The sequence below is a fragment of the Chryseobacterium sp. 6424 genome (assembly GCF_003692615.1).
GTDB lineage: Bacteria > Bacteroidota > Bacteroidia > Flavobacteriales > Weeksellaceae > Kaistella.
Genome location: NZ_CP023540.1, coordinates 2,501,294 through 2,519,349, shown reverse-complemented (window position 1 = coordinate 2,519,349; position 18,056 = coordinate 2,501,294). Strand labels below are relative to the sequence as shown.

The following is an 18,056-nucleotide window of genomic DNA, read 5'->3' as shown; positions in this document are numbered from 1 at the left end:
CAAAATTAGCAAAAAAGATGTCCGTTGGTAAAAAACATCATTGATTTTCTCGATTGTACATTTTACCGGCTATTCGGGTGGTGTAACAATTATTCGGGAAGTGGTACTAATACTGAAATTATGCAAACTATGAAGAATTTCGTCTTTTTTTTATTCACTGTCATGTTTTCCTTTACTTCGCAGGCACAGACTACTGTTTCGGGCAAGATAAGCGATGCCGACGGGCAGCCTGTTCCGAACGCGAGTGTCACGATAGAAGAACCTGGGAAAGATGCCATCATGGCGTATGCGATCTCGAATGCTAAAGGCGAATATAAAGTTACGTTCACTTCAGCAGAAGCTACGGTGGATCTGAAGATCAAAGCCTTCAACCAGAAACCGCTGTTCAGAAATATTAGAAACCAGGCGCAAACCCTTAATTTCAGCCTTGAATCTGATGCCACGGAAATCAAGGAAGTAAAACTCAAAACACGACTGATTACCAAAAAAGGCGACACGATCTCCTACGATTTAAAAGCTTTTGAAAGCAAAGCCGACCGTACGCTGGCGGATGTTTTGAAGAAAATCCCCGGCATTGAGGTCAATACGGATGGTTCGGTGCTTTACCAGGGCGAACCCATCAATAAATTTTATGTCAACGGAAAAGATTTAATGGAAGGCGGCTACGGCACGGTGAACAATTCTTTGCCAAAAGATGCCGTGCAAAAAGTGGAAGTGATGGAAAATCACCAGCCGGTGAAAATCCTACAGGATAAAGTACCTTCCGAGAATGCCGGCCTGAATGTGGTTTTAAAGAAATCTGTCACCATGACGGGCAGGGGAGAATTGGGTGTTGGTATGGATCCGCTCCTTTGGAATGTGAAACTTACCCCCATGTTCTTTGGCCAGAAAAACCAGTGGGTGGTAAATTATAAAGCCAATAACAACGGCGAAAGCGTGGAGAAAGAGGGCAATCTGTTAGGTTTCGGGAACCGCTGGGAAGGCCGCCGCGGGCAGACCGGCCAAAAAAGTTGGTTAAATGTGGAAAGAGCGGGCGTACCCGATATTCCGGAGAAACGTTACCTCATGAATAACGTACATTTCCTCTCGGCCAATGTGCTTACCACGCCGTTCAAAAGCAAGGAATGGGAACTGAAGGCCAGCGCCAGCTATACGAATAACAATATAGAACGCATTGACAATAATACCAGGATTTACGAGCCGGGTTCTTCCATTGTGCCATCAGGAGGAATTTATACGGCTGAAACTGAAAATCATTTCTATACCAATGCGGCAAAAGGCGAGGTAATTTTCACTAAAAACGCGAAGAAAGGCTTTTTTAAAAATACCACGACATGGAATGGCTACTGGAACGATGCGAATGCCGCTATCGACAATATGCTGCCGCCTGCGCCCGGTACCGCGCAACCCATCAGAAAACTCGGAAACCAGGCGCTAAGCTCGCCTTCGGGGATTTTTCAGAACTCTTTGAGCACCATTCTTCCGTGGAAGGAAAAACTCTTCAATGTGATGAGCTACATCAGCTACCAGAAAGATGAGCAAACACTGGATATTTCGCCCGCCAGTTATGTAAATTCCGGCGGAAACTTTAATGAAGCGAATCTATACCAATCGCTGCGCCAGCAAGCCTCATCGCAAAGTGTGAACGCCACGCATTCTGCCTCGGTAGGTTTCAGTTATAAAAAATGGACTTTCACGCCGGAAGTAGGTTTAAATTTAAGCTACAATAACCTGGAGTCGCTGCTTTCCGGTAGAAACGCCGGCACCTACACTTCGCTCGGCAGTAGATACCAGAATGATGCTGAATGGAATGAAGTGATGCCTTACACCCAGGTAGGCGTCAACTACAAATCAAATAATGTAAACCTTAGCCTTAATTTACCTTTGAATTTCTACGACATTGCTTACCGTGATAATTTAAGAGGATCTTATCTGGAAACCAACAAGGCGGTGATAGAGCCAAACCTTTTCGCAAACGTAGATTTTGCCTCTTTCTTTAAACTTTGGGCCTTTGCGGGACAGTCGTATGATTTCGGCAACTTTGGCTTTTTGTATGGCGGCAGCATCCTTACCTCACCGCTGAATCTTACCCAAAGACAGTCGGACCTGATGCCCGAATACCGCAACCAATACGCCGGCAGCCGTTTAGAATACCGTAACCCGCTGAACAATCTCTTCTTCAATGTCCGTTATAACTATTCTGCCAATAAAAGAAACCTGATAGAGCGTTTTACCGGCGATGGTTTCAGTTCGTCACTTACATTGCTGGCACTTGAAAATACCATAAACTCCCAGACCGAAAGTGTAGAGATCGGTAAATATTTCCCGAAATTTAAAACCAACGCATCGGTAAGTTTTGGGAATATAGATTCCAAAGGGTTTTCATTCTTCAACGAGTTGCAGGAAACCAGGACCAACCGCCAAAACCTGAGTGTGAAATTCAACAATACATATTTTTCATGGCTCAGTGTAGATTATAACGCCGCTTTCAACTGGGCGAAACAGAAGAATGCGACCGTGAACTTCAGCAACACCTCTTCAGGCTGGACGCACAACCTCGCTACCTACATCTATCCTTTAGAAAATCATACGATCGGCTTCTTCTGGGACGAAATCAACAGCAAAGTGGGCACGGAAAGTTTACACAACGCCTTCTTCGACCTTTCGTACCAATACACCTGGGCTAAGAAAAAAATCGATTTCGAAATTAAGTGGCTTAATATCGCGGGCAAAGAGGTCTTCGAAAGGATTTCTTACGATCCGCAGTTTCTGCTGACCACGGTGAACACCATCAACATTCGCCCGAGCCAGGTAATGTTTACGGTGAAATTCAATTTTAAATAAATTCTTGTCATTAAACTTAAATTTAGTCTGATGAAAAAACTGTCATTGCTCCTGGTCTTTTTTGGTTTAATGGTTTCAGCCCAAAACAACCGCGCGATCTACGAATACCGATTTCGGCCCGATTCTACCAAAACGGACAGCCTGAAAACGGAATGGATGTATCTTGACATCTCGAAAAACGGCTCAAAATATTACAGTAAGAAAGCTTTTGAGAGCGACTCGATTGTCGCCGAAAGCATTAAGAAACAAATGGCCTCCGGAAGCCGGAATGTTGCGATATCACGCCAGCGCGACGGTGGCGAGATCAACTATGAAGTGGAGAAATCCTATCCCGGATATCAGACGTATCTCACGGCGTCAATTGGTAACGACAGGTATAGAGTGGCAGAAGATCGGAAACCTGAATGGAAAATTGAGCCTGAAAAGAAGAAAATCGGTGAATTCTCGGTGCAAAAAGCCACTACAGACTTCGCCGGCAGAACCTGGGAAGCGTGGTTTACAACCGATGTCCCGATTCAGGACGGGCCGTACAAATTTTCCGGCTTGCCGGGCCTGATCGTTTCAGTAGCGGACAAAAGTGGCAGCCACAGTATGGAACTTAAAGGGTTGAAGAAAATTTTGCACACATCCTCCACCGAAATTGATACACAGGGCCGCGACATTCCGATGATCAAGAAGAAACCAATCGAAGTAAACCGTCTGCAATACGCAAAACAGTTGAAACAGCATGAAAACGATCCCGTTCAGGGCATGCGTGAACTTCTATCGAGACCCAATTCAAAGGTTAAGATCAACATGAACGGCAAAGAAATCTCAAACTCCGCCGAAATTCTGCGAAGCATGGAACGAAATGCGCGTGATGAAATCGCGCGTAACAACAATAAAATCGAACTAAAACCGTAAAAGAAATCCCGCCCTGAAAATGGCGGGATTATCATTAAAGCTCTTCTGTATCGGCGCTGGGTCCGTAGCTGGCCGGCACCGCGATACCGTTCAGGCGGTAATAAACGCCTAATTGCGCGCGGTGATGCGTAATTTGGTTCAGGGCGTGGCGAAGCGCGGTGTACTTGCTGAAATCTTGTAATACCTGTTCGCCCATCGTGATTTTCCATCTGCCTTCCAGATCACTTTCCTGCATACCGCTGAAAGTCTGTCTGGTTTTCTGGTAATCTTCATCAAGTTTTTGCAGCAGTTCGCTTCTTGACTTCAAAAAAGTAGGTTTGTAGTCACCCGCAGCAAAATCCAACTTCTCAGTTTTCATGATGATTTCCGGCCAGCCGAAGATTTCGGCGATGTGCGTGGCGAGCGGCATCATTTTCATGCTTTTTTCGTGCGGCGCAAAGTCATTTAGGCTGTCATCGTACGCTTCGAAGAACTTTTTGGTGATTTGGTACTCTGCTTCAAACTCTTGTTTTAGGATGGGTAAAGTTTCCATAGGTTTTAATTTTATATAAAGTTACAGAAGCCATCAATATCGGAACTCAATTTTAACATTAAATTTTTCCTAAGGAACTGTAACAATTATTTCACCTCCTTTACTAATCATTAAAATATTAAAAATGAAAAAGTTTTTCTTCCTGTTTCTAATGACAGCTTTCATCGCGGTGAGCGCGCAGGAGACCGCCAACCGTTTCTTCTACGACCTTACCTTTAAACCCAAGAAAGATTCGGCCAGGACAGAACGTGTGATGATGATTCTCGACATCACCAAAGACAAATCAATCTACCGCGATTATACGATGGTAGCGCAGGATTCTATCCTTAAAATTCAGGTTGAAGCAATGCAGAAATCAGGCGTTTTCAAAGATATTTCTAAAATGGTGACCATGCCGAAGTTTTCGGAAAAAGTGTACAAATTTTATCCTGAAATGAAAGTTCAATACGTTGAACGTATATCAAGCGGCTTTACACCCGTGAACATCGGTTATAATGATGACGCCAAAATGGACTGGAAAATATCGGCTGAAAAGGCCAAGATCGGAAGTTATAACGCCCAGAAAGCCACTACCGAATTTGGCGGCAGAAAATGGATCGCGTGGTTCTCCTCTGAAATTCCTTTGCAGGACGGACCTTACAAATTTCATGGGTTACCAGGCCTTATCGTGAAGATTGAGGATGAAGGAAGCAACTATATTTGGGAACTCAAAGGAAATAAGAAGGTAGAGAACTTTAATGAAACCACTTATCTGGAGAGCATCTCTCCGGGCGGGAACGGCGGAAAAGTGCAGGAAGTTTCACGCGAGAAGTTTGAAAAGACATTTGCTGATTACAAGAAAGACCCTTTCGCCTCCGCAAGACCGATGCTAAGGCCCGAAATGATGTCACAGAAAATCCCCGGCAGCGACCTGACCATCGGTGAAATGGTAAAACAGCAGGAAAAAATGATGAAAGATTTTTATGGTGCCAATAATAATCCGATCGAGGTGGCCACACCCGCGCCGAAAGGTAAAAAATAGCATTCTTTTACACTAAGTTATATTCTGTAGAAACCCTGGGACATACATTTGTTTTGGGGTTTTTTTATTAGAAGAACTGTTATTTAGATTTAATTTAAATAACTTATCTTTGTACACGTAAAATTTTAGTATTGAAAACATTAAAATCCAACAAGCTGTGCTGCTTCCCGAAAGACAAACAAGGGAAAATCGTAGGTTATGAAAACGATGAACTGAAGATGCCTAACAAAATAATAGAAATGGGACTTCTGCCCGAAACAGGATTCCGAATCCTTTATCAGGCGCCATTCAGCGGACCGCTGTATATTGAATACGGCGCCGAGAAGAGCAGGATTGCCCTCCGGCAGGAAGAAGCCCAGTTCATCATCGTAGAGTCCGCAGTATAGAATATTCCGGCACATGACGCCAGTACGTAAGCTGAAGTATAATGCAGAAAACTTTTAAACAGAAACAAATTCTCCTCGTAGGAAACCCCAACGTAGGAAAATCCACCTTATTTAACGCGCTGTGCAACAGAAACCAAAAAACCGGTAATTATGCTGGTGTTACGGTTGCAAGCCACTCCGGAAACTACATTTATCTTGAAGAGGAAATAGAGATTATTGATCTGCCAGGTTCCTATTCCATCTATCCCACCTCCGAAGACGAGGCCATATTCTCGAAATTTCTGTTCGAGGAGCAGCAGCATTATTCTGGAGTCGTTTACGTTCTTGATGCGATGAATCTGAAACGTGGTTTGCTGTTATTTCAGCAGATCCAGGACCTGGGCATTCCACTGATCCTTGTGGCGAATCAGCTGGATGAGGCAGAGCGGCGCGGTACCCGGATTGATTTTGATATCCTTAGTGAAACACTGGGTGTAAAGATCATTCAGTCTAATGCCAAGAAGAAAATCGGTGTCGAAGAACTCCGGAAAGCCATTCATGATAACGAGTTTACCAAAGCCGGGCATATTTCGTTTGAAGTCCCGCTGGAGCAACGGGCTATTGTGCACAAAATTGCCTCACAGACCAATGAAAACAACCCGTATAAAGTTTGGACGCTGCTGTCATCTGAGACGTACTTCGGAAAACTGGAGTCGGTGCATGATAAACTGAATGAGCACGAGGCCAAATGTATCGTCCCGAAACGTTTCCAAACCCAGGAAACCATCCGCAGATATCAGGATATTGATAAAATTGTACAGAAAGTAGTTTCGAAAACACCACAGTTTAAAGAACTTCTTACCGAGAAAATCGACCGTTTTCTGGTACATAAATTCTGGGGATATATCATTTTCGCGGCTGTTTTGTTACTGATATTCCAATTGGTATTTTTCATGGCGGAATATCCGATGAACTGGATTGACGGGGGATTTGTCTGGCTATCTGAATTTACCAAAACACTCTTGCCCGATGGTCCGCTGAACAGTTTGCTTTCTGATGGGATCATCCCTGGGCTTGGCGGCATCATCATCTTTGCACCACAGATTGGTATCCTGCTCTACTTCCTCTACCTTTTGGAAGATTCGGGTTACATGTCAAGGGTGATTTTCCTGATGGACCGTTTTTTAAAGCCATTCGGACTCAACGGTAAAAGCATTGTCCCGTTAATTTCCGGTGTTGCGTGCGCCATCCCCGCCATCATGTCTACCAGAAACATCGAAAATGTTAAGGAAAGGCTGATTACCATACTCGTGACTCCGTTCATGACCTGTGCGGCCAGGCTTCCGGTGTATAGCATTATTATTGCACTGGTGATCCCCGAAGGAAACTTCATCGGGATAGATTATCGTGCGATCGCACTCTTGGCCATGTATTTCCTCGGGTTTTTAGCGGCGCTGCTCTCATCGCTTATTTTAAAGAAAGTTATTCGGCAGCAGCACAAAAGTTTCCTGGTGATGGATCTTCCGCCGTATAAGATGCCGCTGTTCGGGTATGATTTTAAACTGATGCTGGAAAAAGTATGGGATTTTATCACCGGTGCGGGTAAAGTGATTCTGGCAGTGAGTATCTTGCTGTGGGCACTAAGCTATGTTGGACCGAAACAGAATGATAATGAATTATTCGCTACCGATGTTCATTTGGATCATAGTTATCTTGCAGGCCTGGGCCGTACGATAGAGCCGGTTTTCGAGCCACTTGGCTACGACTGGAAAATGGGTGTCTCCATTATTTCAAGTTTTGCGGCGCGCGAGGTTTTTGTAGGCACCATGTCCACCCTCTACAGCCTTGATGATGATGTGGAAGAACAGAAAATTATCGACAAGATGCGTAACGATGTAAAACCTAACGGTGAGAAGGTATTTTCTTTTGCCACAGGTATGTCGATATTAGTGTATTATGCGTTTGCAATGCAGTGTATCTCTACCATTGCCGTGGTGTACCGCGAAACCCGAAGCTGGAAGTGGACGCTCATTCAGTTGGTTGCGATGACGGGGCTGGCCTACATTTCGGCATTGCTGACTTACCAGCTATTCAGGTAGCTTTAAAGAAACTAAAAACAGAAGTTATGGAGGCATCATTGATTTTACAATACATTATAGTGGCATTGCTGGTGGCCGGCGCGCTTTACTGGGTAGTGAATCTCATCCGTAGGAATTTTTCGGGCCAGAAATTCCGTAACACAAAACCTGGGTGTGACAGAGACTGTTGCTCATAAACACTTCGCATCCGTACATTTTACGTAAATTTGCAAAAAATATAACATTTAAAGGCAAATGGCGCTAATTAAAAGCATTTCTGGAATCCGCGGAACCATCGGTGGTAAAGTTGACGAGAACCTTACACCGCTTGATGTGGTAAAATTTACCTCCGCATTCGGGTCCTGGCTTCAGAATAATAAAAATAAACAGAACCTCACTTTAGTCATTGGCCGCGATGCCCGTATTTCGGGAGCGATGCTGAATTCATTGGTGACAGCCACGCTTCAGGGACTTGGGATTGATGTGATAGATTTAGGTCTGTCAACTACGCCCACTGTAGAAGTGATGGTGCCGGAACTTCAGGCAGATGGCGGCATCATCCTTACTGCTTCCCATAACCCAAAACAGTGGAACGCCCTGAAACTTTTAAATGAAAAAGGCGAGTTCATCAATGGTAAAGATGGCGCTGAAGTATTGGCATTAGCAGAAAACGAAGATTTCAACTATGCTGAGGTTGATTTTCTCGGTAGTTACCAAACACGTACGGATGCCTTCGACATCCATATCCAAAAAATACTGGATTTACCGATGGTCGATGCAGAAGCCATCAGGCAGAAAAAATTTAAAATCGTAGTTGATGCGGTGAATTCTACAGGCGGAATTGCCGTTCCGATGCTTTTGGAAAAATTCGGTTGCGAGGTAGTAAAACTTTATTGCGAACCAAACGGACAGTTTCCGCACAACCCAGAGCCCTTGAAAGAACATCTTGGCGACATCTGTGCACTTGTAAAAGCTGAAAAAGCCGACCTTGGAATCGTAGTGGACCCCGATGTGGACAGATTAGCGCTCGTAGATGAAAAAGGCGAACTATTCGGCGAAGAATACACGCTCGTGGCGGTAGCTGATTATCTTTTGAAACACAAAAAAGGCGTTGCTATCTCCAATCTTTCGTCGAGCCGTGCTTTGCGCGATGTGGCCCACCGACATCAATCACACTACTTTGCCAGCGCGGTAGGCGAGGTGAATGTAGTCACTTTAATGAAGGAAAAAGAGGCGGTAATCGGGGGAGAAGGCAATGGCGGAATCATTTATCCGGAGCTACATTACGGCCGCGATTCGCTTGTAGGGATTGCCTTATTCCTTACTCATCTGGCTAAAGAAAACAAAACCGTGTCCGCGCTGCGGGCAACATACCCGAGCTACTTTATGGGGAAAAAGAAAATGGAACTTACCCCCGAAATTGATGTGGACGCGCTTTTAACCAAAATAGAGATTGCGCATCAAACAGAGGAAGTTTCTACGGTAGATGGCGTAAAGATAGATTTTCCAGAAAACTGGGTTCACCTTCGGAAATCCAATACTGAGCCTATTATCCGCATCTATACGGAAGCGTTCTCACAGCATGAAGCTGATGAGTTGGCCGACAGCATGATTGATAAAATCAAACAAATGATCTGAACAGATCCAAACAGTAATTAAATGTTTTTTCGGAGGTTGCAATGCAACTTCAGCTTCCGGAAACAACGCGAGACAATATATTGGAAGACTTTTTTGAAAACGAACTTGTAAAAAAGTTCGAAGACATGATAGAGAATAATGATGAACTTTACTTCGAAACCGAAGAATACGAAGACATTATTATACATTATCTGGAGATGGGTGACATTTCTTACGCAGAAATGGCAACCAATTATGCCCTGAAACTCCACCCGCAGTCTCTGGAACTTAAAATTAAGAAATTTGAGGTCTATCTGGAGCTTGAAGACTACGCAAAAGCCAAGGAACTGATGCAGGAACTCATGGAAGCCTCCATGGAAAGTACAGACTTCTTGGTATGCTGCGCTAAATATTACTCGAATCTGGGTAATCCGCGCCGTTCTATCGAATATTGTGAGAAAGCCCTGGAACTTGAAGAGGAAGAAAACTTTCTGCACAATTTCATCGCAGATGAATATGTAAACCTTGAAGATCCGTTCAACGCGCTCAAGCATTACAAACAGGCGCTTACTTTCGATCAGCAGGACGAATATTCGCTTGAGAATGTAATGATGTGCTATAACCAGCTCAACCGCAGCGATGAGGCGATTGCGTTCCTTAATAATTATCTGGATCAGTTTGCTTTTTCGGAAACGGCTTGGTACGAATACGGGCAGTTTTACTTCAACCGCAAGAATTATGAAGAGGCCATCCGTGGCTTCGATTATCTTTTGGCTATAAACCCACAATCCGTAGGTGTTTATGCCAATAAGGCGGCATGTTATGAGGCGATGGGACAATGGCAGAAAGCGATTGATGTGTACAGTGAAATGCTGGAGCTGGAGTACACCAAATCTTTTACCTATTATAAGATTGGTTTGTGCTATAAAGAGAGCAAACAGCCCGTGTTGGCGCTGAATGCCTTCCAGAAGTCCTTGCGCGATGACCCACAGTTCTATCTTTCGATGATGGAGCAGTCTTATATCTATGAAGAAATGGGTGCAATGAAAGAAGCGCTACATTTTGCCAAAGAAGCTGTTTTTATGAATGATAACAACCTGGATTATCAGAAAAGACTGGCCTATCTGTACATAGATTCGGGGCGTTTTGAGGAAAGTCTCGGTTGTTTGAAAAAGCTGGTGGATTACGAACCGGCACGTTTTTACAACTGGTACGCCTATGCTGAAGTGATGATGCTGATCGGTGAGTTCGAGGAAGCCATAACGATTCTCAATAAAGCTACCAAGCTCCATAACCGCGCAGAAATCTATTATCAGTTAAGCAACTGTTATTTCCATATAAATAACCAAAAGCAGGGGAGAAACGCCCTTTCTGAAGCTTTAAAACGCGATCCGCAACTTCTTGACGATATGAAACAGAAATATCCTTTTATTCAGGCCGAGGTCGATTGCGTAAAAACCAAGCGAAACTAAAGGTTTTCTTTGTAATTCAATTAAATTTTTTTCATAAAAAAAGCGGAGTCAAACTCCGCTTTATGCTTTAAAAATCTGCCTGCAAGCAGGTTTTTATGATTAATTACTTTACGCTTTGCTTCTTTTTAGAAGGTTCGCCAATTAAAGCGTCTTTCGCTTCATTCACATCAAGGACTACGGTACCACCTTCAGTAAGTTGCTTGTTTACCAACATTTCAGCCAGCAAATCTTCAATATACTTCTGGATGGCACGTTTCAGCGGTCTTGCACCGAAGTCTTTATCCCAACCTTTTTCAGCGATAAAATCTTTTGCGTCTGGTGTAAGCTCAACTTTATAGTTAAGTTTCTCAAGACGATTGTACAGTTTCTGAAGTTCAAGATCGATGATCCTTGCAATATGGTCTTTTTCTAAACTGTTGAAAATGACGATGTCATCAATTCTGTTAAGGAATTCTGGTGCAAAAGCTTTCTTCAATGCATTTTCAATCGTGCTTCTCGCACGTGCATCTGAGGTCGATTTTTTAGCTGAGGTACCAAATCCGACACCGTCACCGAAATCTTTAAGGTCACGCGTACCGATATTCGATGTAAGGATAATGATGGTATTTCTAAAATCAATCTTCCTACTCAAGGAATCTGTTACAAAACCTTCATCAAGGATCTGAAGCAGGATGTTGAACACATCTGGGTGGGCTTTTTCAATCTCATCAAGAAGAACCACGGCGTAAGGTTTTCTTCGCACAGCCTCTGTAAGTTGTCCGCCTTCTTCATAACCGACGTATCCCGGAGGGGCACCTACAAGCCTTGAAACCGCGAATTTCTCCATGTACTCACTCATATCTATTCGGATGAGGGCTTCATCAGAATCAAACAGTTCGCGGGCCATCACTTTTGCAAGTTCGGTTTTACCGACACCTGTAGTACCCAGGAAAATAAAGGTACCAATCGGACGGTTGGGATCTTTCAGGCCTGCACGGTTTCTTTGGATGGCTTTTACCACTTTTTTCACTGCGTCTTCCTGCCCAATTACTTTGCCGTTCATCATCTCATCCATGTTAGAAAGTTTGTCGAGCTCGTTTTTGCCCACTTTCGTTACCGGGATGCCACTCATCATAGAAACTACTTCGGCTACGTTTTCTTCGGTAACAGTTTCTTTTTTCTCTTTTACATTTTTATCCCAGGTTTCCTGTGCAAGGGTAAGTTCAATCTGCAGGCGTTCTTCTTCGTCTTTTAATTTACGGGCTTCCAGATAGTCCTGGCGTTTTACGGCTTGTTGCTTTTGATCTTTAATCTCTTCGATTTGTTTTTCATACTCAATGATTTCGGTAGGCACCTTCATGTTTTTGATGTACACGCGAGAGCCAGCCTCGTCCATCGCATCAATCGCCTTGTCTGGTAAGAAGCGGTCGGTGATATAGCGTGAGGTAAGATTCACACAGGCAGCGATAGCCTCATCGGTATAAGTTACATTATGGTGATCCTCGTATTTATCTTTAATCTGATTAAGGATCTGCACCGTTTCTTCCACAGAAGTAGGCTCTACCATCACTTTCTGGAAACGTCTTTCAAGCGCGCCATCTTTCTCGATATACTGTCGGTATTCATCTAATGTTGTCGCCCCAATGCATTGTATTTCGCCTCTTGCCAATGCGGGTTTAAACATATTTGATGCATCCAGACTGCCTGTAGAACTGCCTGCGCCGACAATGGTGTGAAGCTCGTCGATGAAAAGGATGACATCTCGGTTTTTCTCAAGTTCTGTCATGATGGCTTTCATACGTTCTTCGAACTGGCCGCGGTACTTTGTCCCGGCCACCAAGCTGGCCAAATCCAACGTGATGACTCTTTTACCATACAGTACCCGCGAAACTTTTTTCTGCTGAATCCTTAACGCAAGTCCTTCTGCGATAGCGGATTTGCCGACGCCAGGCTCACCAATGAGTAACGGATTATTCTTCTTACGTCTCGAAAGAATCTGCGAAACACGCTCAATCTCTTTCTCACGGCCGATTACCGGATCTAATTTGCCGTCTTTTGCGAGTGCGGTAAGATCGCGGCCGAAATTATCAAGCGTAGGTGTTTTGCTTTTTCCGGTACCGATGTTTCCGGTGGGTTTTCGCATCTGCCCGAGTTCCTCGCGTTCGTCATCGTCGTCGTAAGCACTCATTTTCGGGCTTTGCCCGGAGTTTTTCAGCATGGTGCGGTATTCTTTGGTCACTCTTTCATAATCAATGTCATACGAACTTAAGATGCTTGTTGTAGGGTCATCCGCTTTATAAAGCATACCTAAAAGTAAGTGTACGGTATTGATTTCCGCACTTTGGTATTGCCGACATTCGAGTTCGGAACGTTTCACTGCCTGATCGGCCATTTTGGTAAAGGAAATATTGCTGCTCTCGGGTGAAAAAGGGTTAATCCCCGCAGCTGACATTGTTTCTATCTTTCTGCGTATCTGCGTTAGGTCTGCGCCCAGGTTCTGCAAGATGTCTTTTGCAGAATTTTCGGTTTTAATCATCCCCAGCAGAAAATGTTCGGTGTTCAGAAACTCGCTCTGCAAACGCCTTGCTTCATTTTTGCTCTGCTGGAATACTTGATCTAAACCGTTTGAAAATTTATGATCCATATTGTTTGTTCTGTTTTAATCATTCCGGGAAAGCGTATGTTTCCCGGTGCGAATTAAAGTTACAAATACTTTACCAAAAACAAATAATGACTTTATGGCAGTAAAAGTTTTTACATCTCGTTGAAATTGATTAGGTTTGTGTCCCTAAATTTCTAATATGAATCCTGAGATCACCAACTTTATCGGTTATGGCGCTTCGTTTTTTGTGGTACTGAGTTTTGTACTGAAAGATATCAAGAAGATCAGGATTGTTAACTTATTGGGCTGTATTCTGTTTGTGATTTACGGTGTTTTCAGTGATTATCTTTGGCCAATCATCATTCCGAATGCTATTCTCTGTTTTATTCAGGCTTATCATTTAGTGAAGAAGTCGTAGCCGCATGAAAATTGTGGTGTCGGCATTCAGCAATCTGTATACGGACCAGCGTATTGAAAAAGTTTGCGATACTTTGTCGCGAAACGGATATGCGGTTACCCTGATCGGGAACGATTATGGCGGCTCGGTTGACATGCAGCGTCCCTACCCGGTAAAAATCATCAGGCAAAAAAGCACTTCGCTAAAAACCGCTTACCCTGAGTTTAACTGGAAACTATATTTTGAGCTAAAAAAATATGCGGATAAACAAACCATTTTACTCGCAAATGATCTTGATGCGCTATTACCTAATGTGCTGATTGCTAAACAGATAGGTATTCCCCTGGTGTTTGACAGCCATGAAATTTTTACAGAAATGCCCGCCATACAAGGACGTTTCACACAGAAAATCTGGCGTTTCCTCGAACGCAAACTTCTTCCCAACCTGCAATATATGATGACCGAAAGCGAAAGCTACGCGGAGTGGTTTAGCCAAAAATATGGTGTAAAACCTGTCGTCGTAAGAAATATCCCTAAGCAGATCAAGGATATGGTAACCATTCCTGATAATAACCCAAAGATCATTCTGTATCAAGGTGCCATCAATCAGTCGCGAGGTATTACACAAGCCATCTTAGCTACCCAATATCTAGAAAATGTGATCTTTAAAATTGCCGGTGACGGGCCAAAACTTAAGGAATATCAACAGTTGGTTAAAGATAAAAAACTGCAAGATAAGGTACAGTTTCTCGGCAAATTACTGCCCGATGATCTACGAAAACTTACAAAAACCGCTGATGTCGCCCTTAGCTTAGAAGAAAACGGTGGTGTAAGTTACCTGTATTCTTTACCAAACAAAGTGGCAGACTGCATTCAGGCGCGCGTTCCGCTGGTGATGATCAATTTCCCCGAGATGCTGCGCGTTTATAAGCAGTTTAAAGTTGGTGAGATCATAGAAAATCATGAGCCGCAAAACATTGCTGATAAAATTATAAAAGTGCTGAGAAACGGCCGGTCCTATTATCAAGCAGAGCTGGAAAAAGCCGCGGCCGAACTTTGCTGGGAAAAAGAAGAGGATAAAATCCTAAGACTGTTTCAGCAGGTTGTGGCAGAAAATTTCTAATGCCGAAATGCGTATCTTTGCCTAACAGAAATCCCACGCATGACGATTAAAGAAAAACAGCAGCAGATCATCGAAGAATTTGCCTTCCTGGAGGATTGGGAGCAAAAGTACGAATACATCATCGATCTGGCAAAGAACTGAAAGGATTACCCAACGACCGGAAATCACCCGAAAATCTGATAAAAGGCTGCCAGTCACAGGTGTGGATCGATGCAGATTTCCGCGACGGCAAACTGTATTTCGATGCAGATTCCGACGGTATTCTTCCTAAAGGCATTGTTTCCCTACTGGTATCCATTTACAGTGGCCATACCACACAAGAAATTCTTGATTCTGACTTTGATTTTATCTCCGAAATCGGTCTGCAAGAGTTTCTGTCACCATCGCGTGCCAATGGGCTGATGGCCATGACGAAGCAAATAAAATTCTATGCAGTTGCATTTCAGTTAAAAAAATAAATGACTGTTTTAGCTTACCGTTTCTCAGCGTTTGGCGATGTAGCCATGACGGTCCCCGTAATCACCGAAATCCTGGAACAAAATCCCGGTCTTAAAATCATTTTCCTTTCGCGTGAAAACTTCAGGGCGCTTTTTGCGGACATCCCCAATCTGACTTTTAAAGGCGTAAACATCGACGAGTACAAAGGTTTCTTCGGCATGAGACGTTTACAGCAAGAACTGGATGAAGAATTTGCGCCAGATTGTGTGGCTGATTTACATGATGTCATCCGTACCAAAATTCTGTCAAGAATCTTTAAACAGAAGAATTTCCGTGTACAGATCATTGATAAAGGAAAAAGAGAGAAAGAACATCTTACCGATATCTGGAATATTGATAAAAAGCCCCTAAAACATACCACGGAACGCTATGCAGACGTGTTTAGGGCGCTGGGTTTGCAAGCGACACTTTCGCACCGCTACCGAACGGTTTCTGAGGTTAAAGAAGGCGTAGGATTTGCACCATTTGCACAGCATAAAGGTAAAATGATGCCTGTTGAAAAGTCTTTTGAACTGGCCAGGGTCCTCGCACGAAGTCACAAAGTTTACTTTTTTGGCGGAGGAAAAGCAGAGGTTGAAATCCTGAAATCCTGGGAAGAAAAAATCTCGAATTCTCAAAACCTTGCAGGCACGCTTACTTTACCGCAGGAACTTGCAAAGATAGCAACTTTGAAGGCAATGATTTCGATGGATTCTGCCAACATGCATCTTGCGAGCCTTGTAGGTACACGCTGTATCTCGGTTTGGGGACAAACCCATCCGTATGCGGGTTTCCTTGGGTACGGACAGTCTTTAGAAGATGTTGTACATGTGAAAGACCTTACCTGTCGGCCTTGCTCGGTTTTTGGGGATAAAGAGTGTTACCGTGGCGACTGGGCGTGCTTGCATGAGCTTGATGTTCAGCAGGTTGTCGCTAAAATAAATCAGATTTAAATAAGTTCTATTTATAAGAATTTATCGCCTTTTTTAAGGGTTTTCAGATCATTGATATAATCCTTGATCAGCTGATCATTCTCGCGTGGGCAAATAAGCAGTGCTTTCTCGGAATCTACAATGATGTAATCTTTCAACCCATCAATAATGGCCGCCTTGTTTTTATTTTTGAAATGAATGATGTTCCCGGTAGCGTTATAGGTTAAGATATGTTTGGATTGGATGGCGTTTTTTTCCTCATCTTTTGCAGAGTTTTCATAGACAGAGGTCCAGGTACCAAGGTCATTCCAACCCAAGTCAGCAGGGATCACATACACGTTTGCGGCTTTTTCGAGGATGCCGTTGTCGATAGAAATTTTAGCTACTTTCGGATAAATGGTTTCAATACAAGTCGCCTCACCATCCGTATTGTATTCGCAGCTTACGAACTGTTGCGCCATCTCTTCAAGATGGGTGTCAAACGCTGAAAGAATGGATTTTGTGTTCCAGATGAATATACCCGCGTTCCATAAAAAATCACCACTTTCAAGGAAGTTCTGCGCAATTTCAAGGCTAGGTTTTTCGGTGAAGGTTTTTACTTTAAAGTATTCGGAACCAGCGGTTTCCAGAAACTGTATGTAACCGAACCCAGTATCTGGTCGGGTAGGCGTAATGCCAAGCGTAATCAAATAATCATTTTCAGCGGCCAGCCTGAAAGCCAAATCTACTTTCTCAAGAAAAGTTCTTTCTTTCAGGATCAAATGGTCGGCGGGCAGCACAATCATGTTGGCATTAGGGTTCTTAGCCGCGATTTTTTTAGCCATATAGATGTTGCAGGCCGCGGTATTCTTCATCATCGGTTCGCCCACGATATTTTGTGTCAACAAATCCGGTAACTGCTGTTCGGTAAGCGCTACATACTCTTGATTGGTAATTACATAAATATTCTCTGAAGGCACAATTTGGCTGATGCGGTCATAAGTCTGCTGAATCATGGTACGGCCAGTACCCAGAATGTCCTGAAACTGTTTGGGATATTTTTGTGTACTCATAGGCCAGAATCTGCTGCCGATTCCTCCTGCCATTATCACGCAGTAATTATTTGAGTTTGACATGTTTAGTGTATTTTTTCTATTCGGGCCAGTGGTCTGAAAGCGTATTTTTTTGCATTCCCGGTATGCGTGCAAAGATAGTTTTTTTTCATCTTCTCCTCAAGCCGATACACCTCGTTGCGGTAAATAAAACGGTCACCGGGGACTAAGTCTTCGATGTAGGACAGTTCATCCTGAAAATCTTCGATACGGAAATATCTCACCAACTCCGGACTCGACATAAAGTTGGCTTTTGGCGATCTCAAGAAATCTTTGACAATTGCCTGTAAATCATCAGGATATACCTTTATACTTTCTAGAAGCATATCTCGGAACGTATTTTTCCATTCTGTGCCGTGCGGTGCAATGCGATGTCCGAAACTTACGAAGGCCAGCAGATGCGCCAGTTCATGGGTAAGCACGAAAAAGAAGAGCGGGGGCGCTAGATTATGATTAATTGTAATCTTGTGCGAGCCATCCGGCATTTTGCGGTAATCCCCCAACTTTGTATTCCGGCCTTTGGTAATTTTAATATGAATGGTGTGTTCGCCAAACCATCTTTTAAGGTAAGGAAGTGTGTTTTCGGGTAAAAATTTTTCTAGATTTTGTATCGGCATATCTTA

At 43.5% G+C, this 18,056-nt stretch carries 14 protein-coding genes and 1 pseudogene; 11 read left to right on the top strand and 4 right to left on the bottom strand.

The genetic code is table 11. The features are described from left to right. Window positions 1-120: 120 nt before the first annotated feature. Complete coding sequence (locus CO230_RS11805; protein ID WP_410492852.1) at window positions 121-2,844, top strand: carboxypeptidase regulatory-like domain-containing protein; 2,724 nt, start codon at window positions 121-123, stop codon at window positions 2,842-2,844. A gap of 30 nt (window positions 2,845-2,874) precedes the next feature. Next, window positions 2,875-3,747: a GLPGLI family protein gene (locus CO230_RS11800; protein ID WP_185140492.1), complete on the top strand. Its 873-nt coding sequence runs from the start codon at window positions 2,875-2,877 to the stop codon at window positions 3,745-3,747. A gap of 34 nt (window positions 3,748-3,781) precedes the next feature. Here CO230_RS11800 and CO230_RS11795 read toward each other — a convergent pair whose 3' ends face one another. Beyond that, the gene (locus CO230_RS11795; RefSeq protein WP_122028780.1) at window positions 3,782-4,279 is read right to left on the bottom strand and encodes a DinB family protein; all 498 of its coding nucleotides are present in this window, start codon (window positions 4,277-4,279) and stop codon (window positions 3,782-3,784) included. A gap of 124 nt (window positions 4,280-4,403) precedes the next feature. Here CO230_RS11795 and CO230_RS11790 point away from each other — a divergent pair, with 124 nt between their 5' ends. The 5 genes from CO230_RS11790 to CO230_RS11770 all read left to right on the top strand — a co-directional run bounded on the left by CO230_RS11790 (window position 4,404) and on the right by CO230_RS11770 (window position 10,832). Further along, complete coding sequence (locus CO230_RS11790; protein ID WP_122028779.1) at window positions 4,404-5,300, top strand: GLPGLI family protein; 897 nt, start codon at window positions 4,404-4,406, stop codon at window positions 5,298-5,300. Window positions 5,301-5,431: 131 nt separating this feature from the next. Next, the gene (locus CO230_RS11785) at window positions 5,432-5,686 is read left to right on the top strand and encodes a ferrous iron transport protein A (RefSeq protein WP_122028778.1); all 255 of its coding nucleotides are present in this window, start codon (window positions 5,432-5,434) and stop codon (window positions 5,684-5,686) included. Window positions 5,687-5,727: 41 nt separating this feature from the next. Continuing rightward, a complete protein-coding gene (feoB, locus tag CO230_RS11780; protein WP_122028777.1) occupies window positions 5,728-7,764 on the top strand; it encodes a ferrous iron transport protein B in 2,037 nt (678 codons plus the stop codon). 234 nt (window positions 7,765-7,998) lie between these two features. Further along, window positions 7,999-9,381, top strand: coding sequence for a phosphoglucosamine mutase (gene glmM / locus CO230_RS11775; RefSeq protein WP_122028776.1), 1,383 nt, complete (start codon window positions 7,999-8,001; stop codon window positions 9,379-9,381). Window positions 9,382-9,461: 80 nt separating this feature from the next. Next, window positions 9,462-10,832: a tetratricopeptide repeat protein gene (locus CO230_RS11770; protein WP_122028976.1), complete on the top strand. Its 1,371-nt coding sequence runs from the start codon at window positions 9,462-9,464 to the stop codon at window positions 10,830-10,832. 103 nt (window positions 10,833-10,935) lie between these two features. Here the strand turns inward: CO230_RS11770 and CO230_RS11765 are convergent, their stop codons facing one another. Next, window positions 10,936-13,455, bottom strand: a complete 2,520-nt coding sequence (locus CO230_RS11765; protein WP_122028775.1) for an ATP-dependent Clp protease ATP-binding subunit — start codon at window positions 13,453-13,455, stop codon at window positions 10,936-10,938. Between the two features lie 157 nt (window positions 13,456-13,612). On the opposite strand from CO230_RS11765, the gene CO230_RS11760 reads away from it, so the two are divergent. The 4 genes and pseudogenes from CO230_RS11760 to CO230_RS11745 all read left to right on the top strand — a co-directional run bounded on the left by CO230_RS11760 (window position 13,613) and on the right by CO230_RS11745 (window position 16,363). Beyond that, entirely contained in the window at window positions 13,613-13,831 is a 219-nt protein-coding gene (locus CO230_RS11760; protein WP_122028774.1) for a uroporphyrinogen decarboxylase, read from the top strand. Window positions 13,832-13,835: 4 nt separating this feature from the next. Then, entirely contained in the window at window positions 13,836-14,933 is a 1,098-nt protein-coding gene (locus CO230_RS11755; protein ID WP_122028773.1) for a glycosyltransferase, read from the top strand. 39 nt (window positions 14,934-14,972) lie between these two features. Next, window positions 14,973-15,391 (top strand): annotated as a pseudogene (locus CO230_RS11750) (SufE family protein). Beyond that, entirely contained in the window at window positions 15,392-16,363 is a 972-nt protein-coding gene (locus tag CO230_RS11745; RefSeq protein WP_122028772.1) for a glycosyltransferase family 9 protein, read from the top strand. A gap of 11 nt (window positions 16,364-16,374) precedes the next feature. Here CO230_RS11745 and CO230_RS11740 read toward each other — a convergent pair whose 3' ends face one another. Both CO230_RS11740 and CO230_RS11735 read right to left on the bottom strand, forming a co-directional pair. Continuing rightward, window positions 16,375-17,427 (bottom strand): mannose-1-phosphate guanylyltransferase, encoded by a 1,053-nt coding sequence (locus tag CO230_RS11740; RefSeq protein WP_122028975.1) that lies wholly within the window; start codon window positions 17,425-17,427, stop codon window positions 16,375-16,377. Window positions 17,428-17,459: 32 nt separating this feature from the next. Next, on the bottom strand, window positions 17,460-18,050 hold the full coding sequence (locus tag CO230_RS11735) for a SprT-like domain-containing protein (RefSeq protein WP_122028771.1): 591 nt from the start codon (window positions 18,048-18,050) through the stop codon (window positions 17,460-17,462). Window positions 18,051-18,056 lie beyond the last annotated feature (6 nt).

What these genes read in the sequence shown, in the direction of transcription:
- CO230_RS11805 (WP_410492852.1), top strand. Translation starts at nt 121, where the DNA reads ATGCAAACTATGAAGAATTTCGTCTTTTTTTTATTCACTGTCATGTTT.
- CO230_RS11760 (WP_122028774.1), top strand. Translation starts at nt 13,613, where the DNA reads ATGAATCCTGAGATCACCAACTTTATCGGTTATGGCGCTTCGTTTTTT.
- CO230_RS11800 (WP_185140492.1), top strand. Translation starts at nt 2,875, where the DNA reads ATGAAAAAACTGTCATTGCTCCTGGTCTTTTTTGGTTTAATGGTTTCA.
- glmM (WP_122028776.1), top strand. Translation starts at nt 7,999, where the DNA reads ATGGCGCTAATTAAAAGCATTTCTGGAATCCGCGGAACCATCGGTGGT.
- feoB (WP_122028777.1), top strand. Translation starts at nt 5,728, where the DNA reads ATGCAGAAAACTTTTAAACAGAAACAAATTCTCCTCGTAGGAAACCCC.
- CO230_RS11790 (WP_122028779.1), top strand. Translation starts at nt 4,404, where the DNA reads ATGAAAAAGTTTTTCTTCCTGTTTCTAATGACAGCTTTCATCGCGGTG.
- CO230_RS11745 (WP_122028772.1), top strand. Translation starts at nt 15,392, where the DNA reads ATGACTGTTTTAGCTTACCGTTTCTCAGCGTTTGGCGATGTAGCCATG.
- CO230_RS11740 (WP_122028975.1), bottom strand. Translation starts at nt 17,427, where the DNA reads ATGGCAGGAGGAATCGGCAGCAGATTCTGGCCTATGAGTACACAAAAA.
- CO230_RS11765 (WP_122028775.1), bottom strand. Translation starts at nt 13,455, where the DNA reads ATGGATCATAAATTTTCAAACGGTTTAGATCAAGTATTCCAGCAGAGC.
- CO230_RS11795 (WP_122028780.1), bottom strand. Translation starts at nt 4,279, where the DNA reads ATGGAAACTTTACCCATCCTAAAACAAGAGTTTGAAGCAGAGTACCAA.
- CO230_RS11735 (WP_122028771.1), bottom strand. Translation starts at nt 18,050, where the DNA reads ATGCCGATACAAAATCTAGAAAAATTTTTACCCGAAAACACACTTCCT.
- CO230_RS11755 (WP_122028773.1), top strand. Translation starts at nt 13,836, where the DNA reads ATGAAAATTGTGGTGTCGGCATTCAGCAATCTGTATACGGACCAGCGT.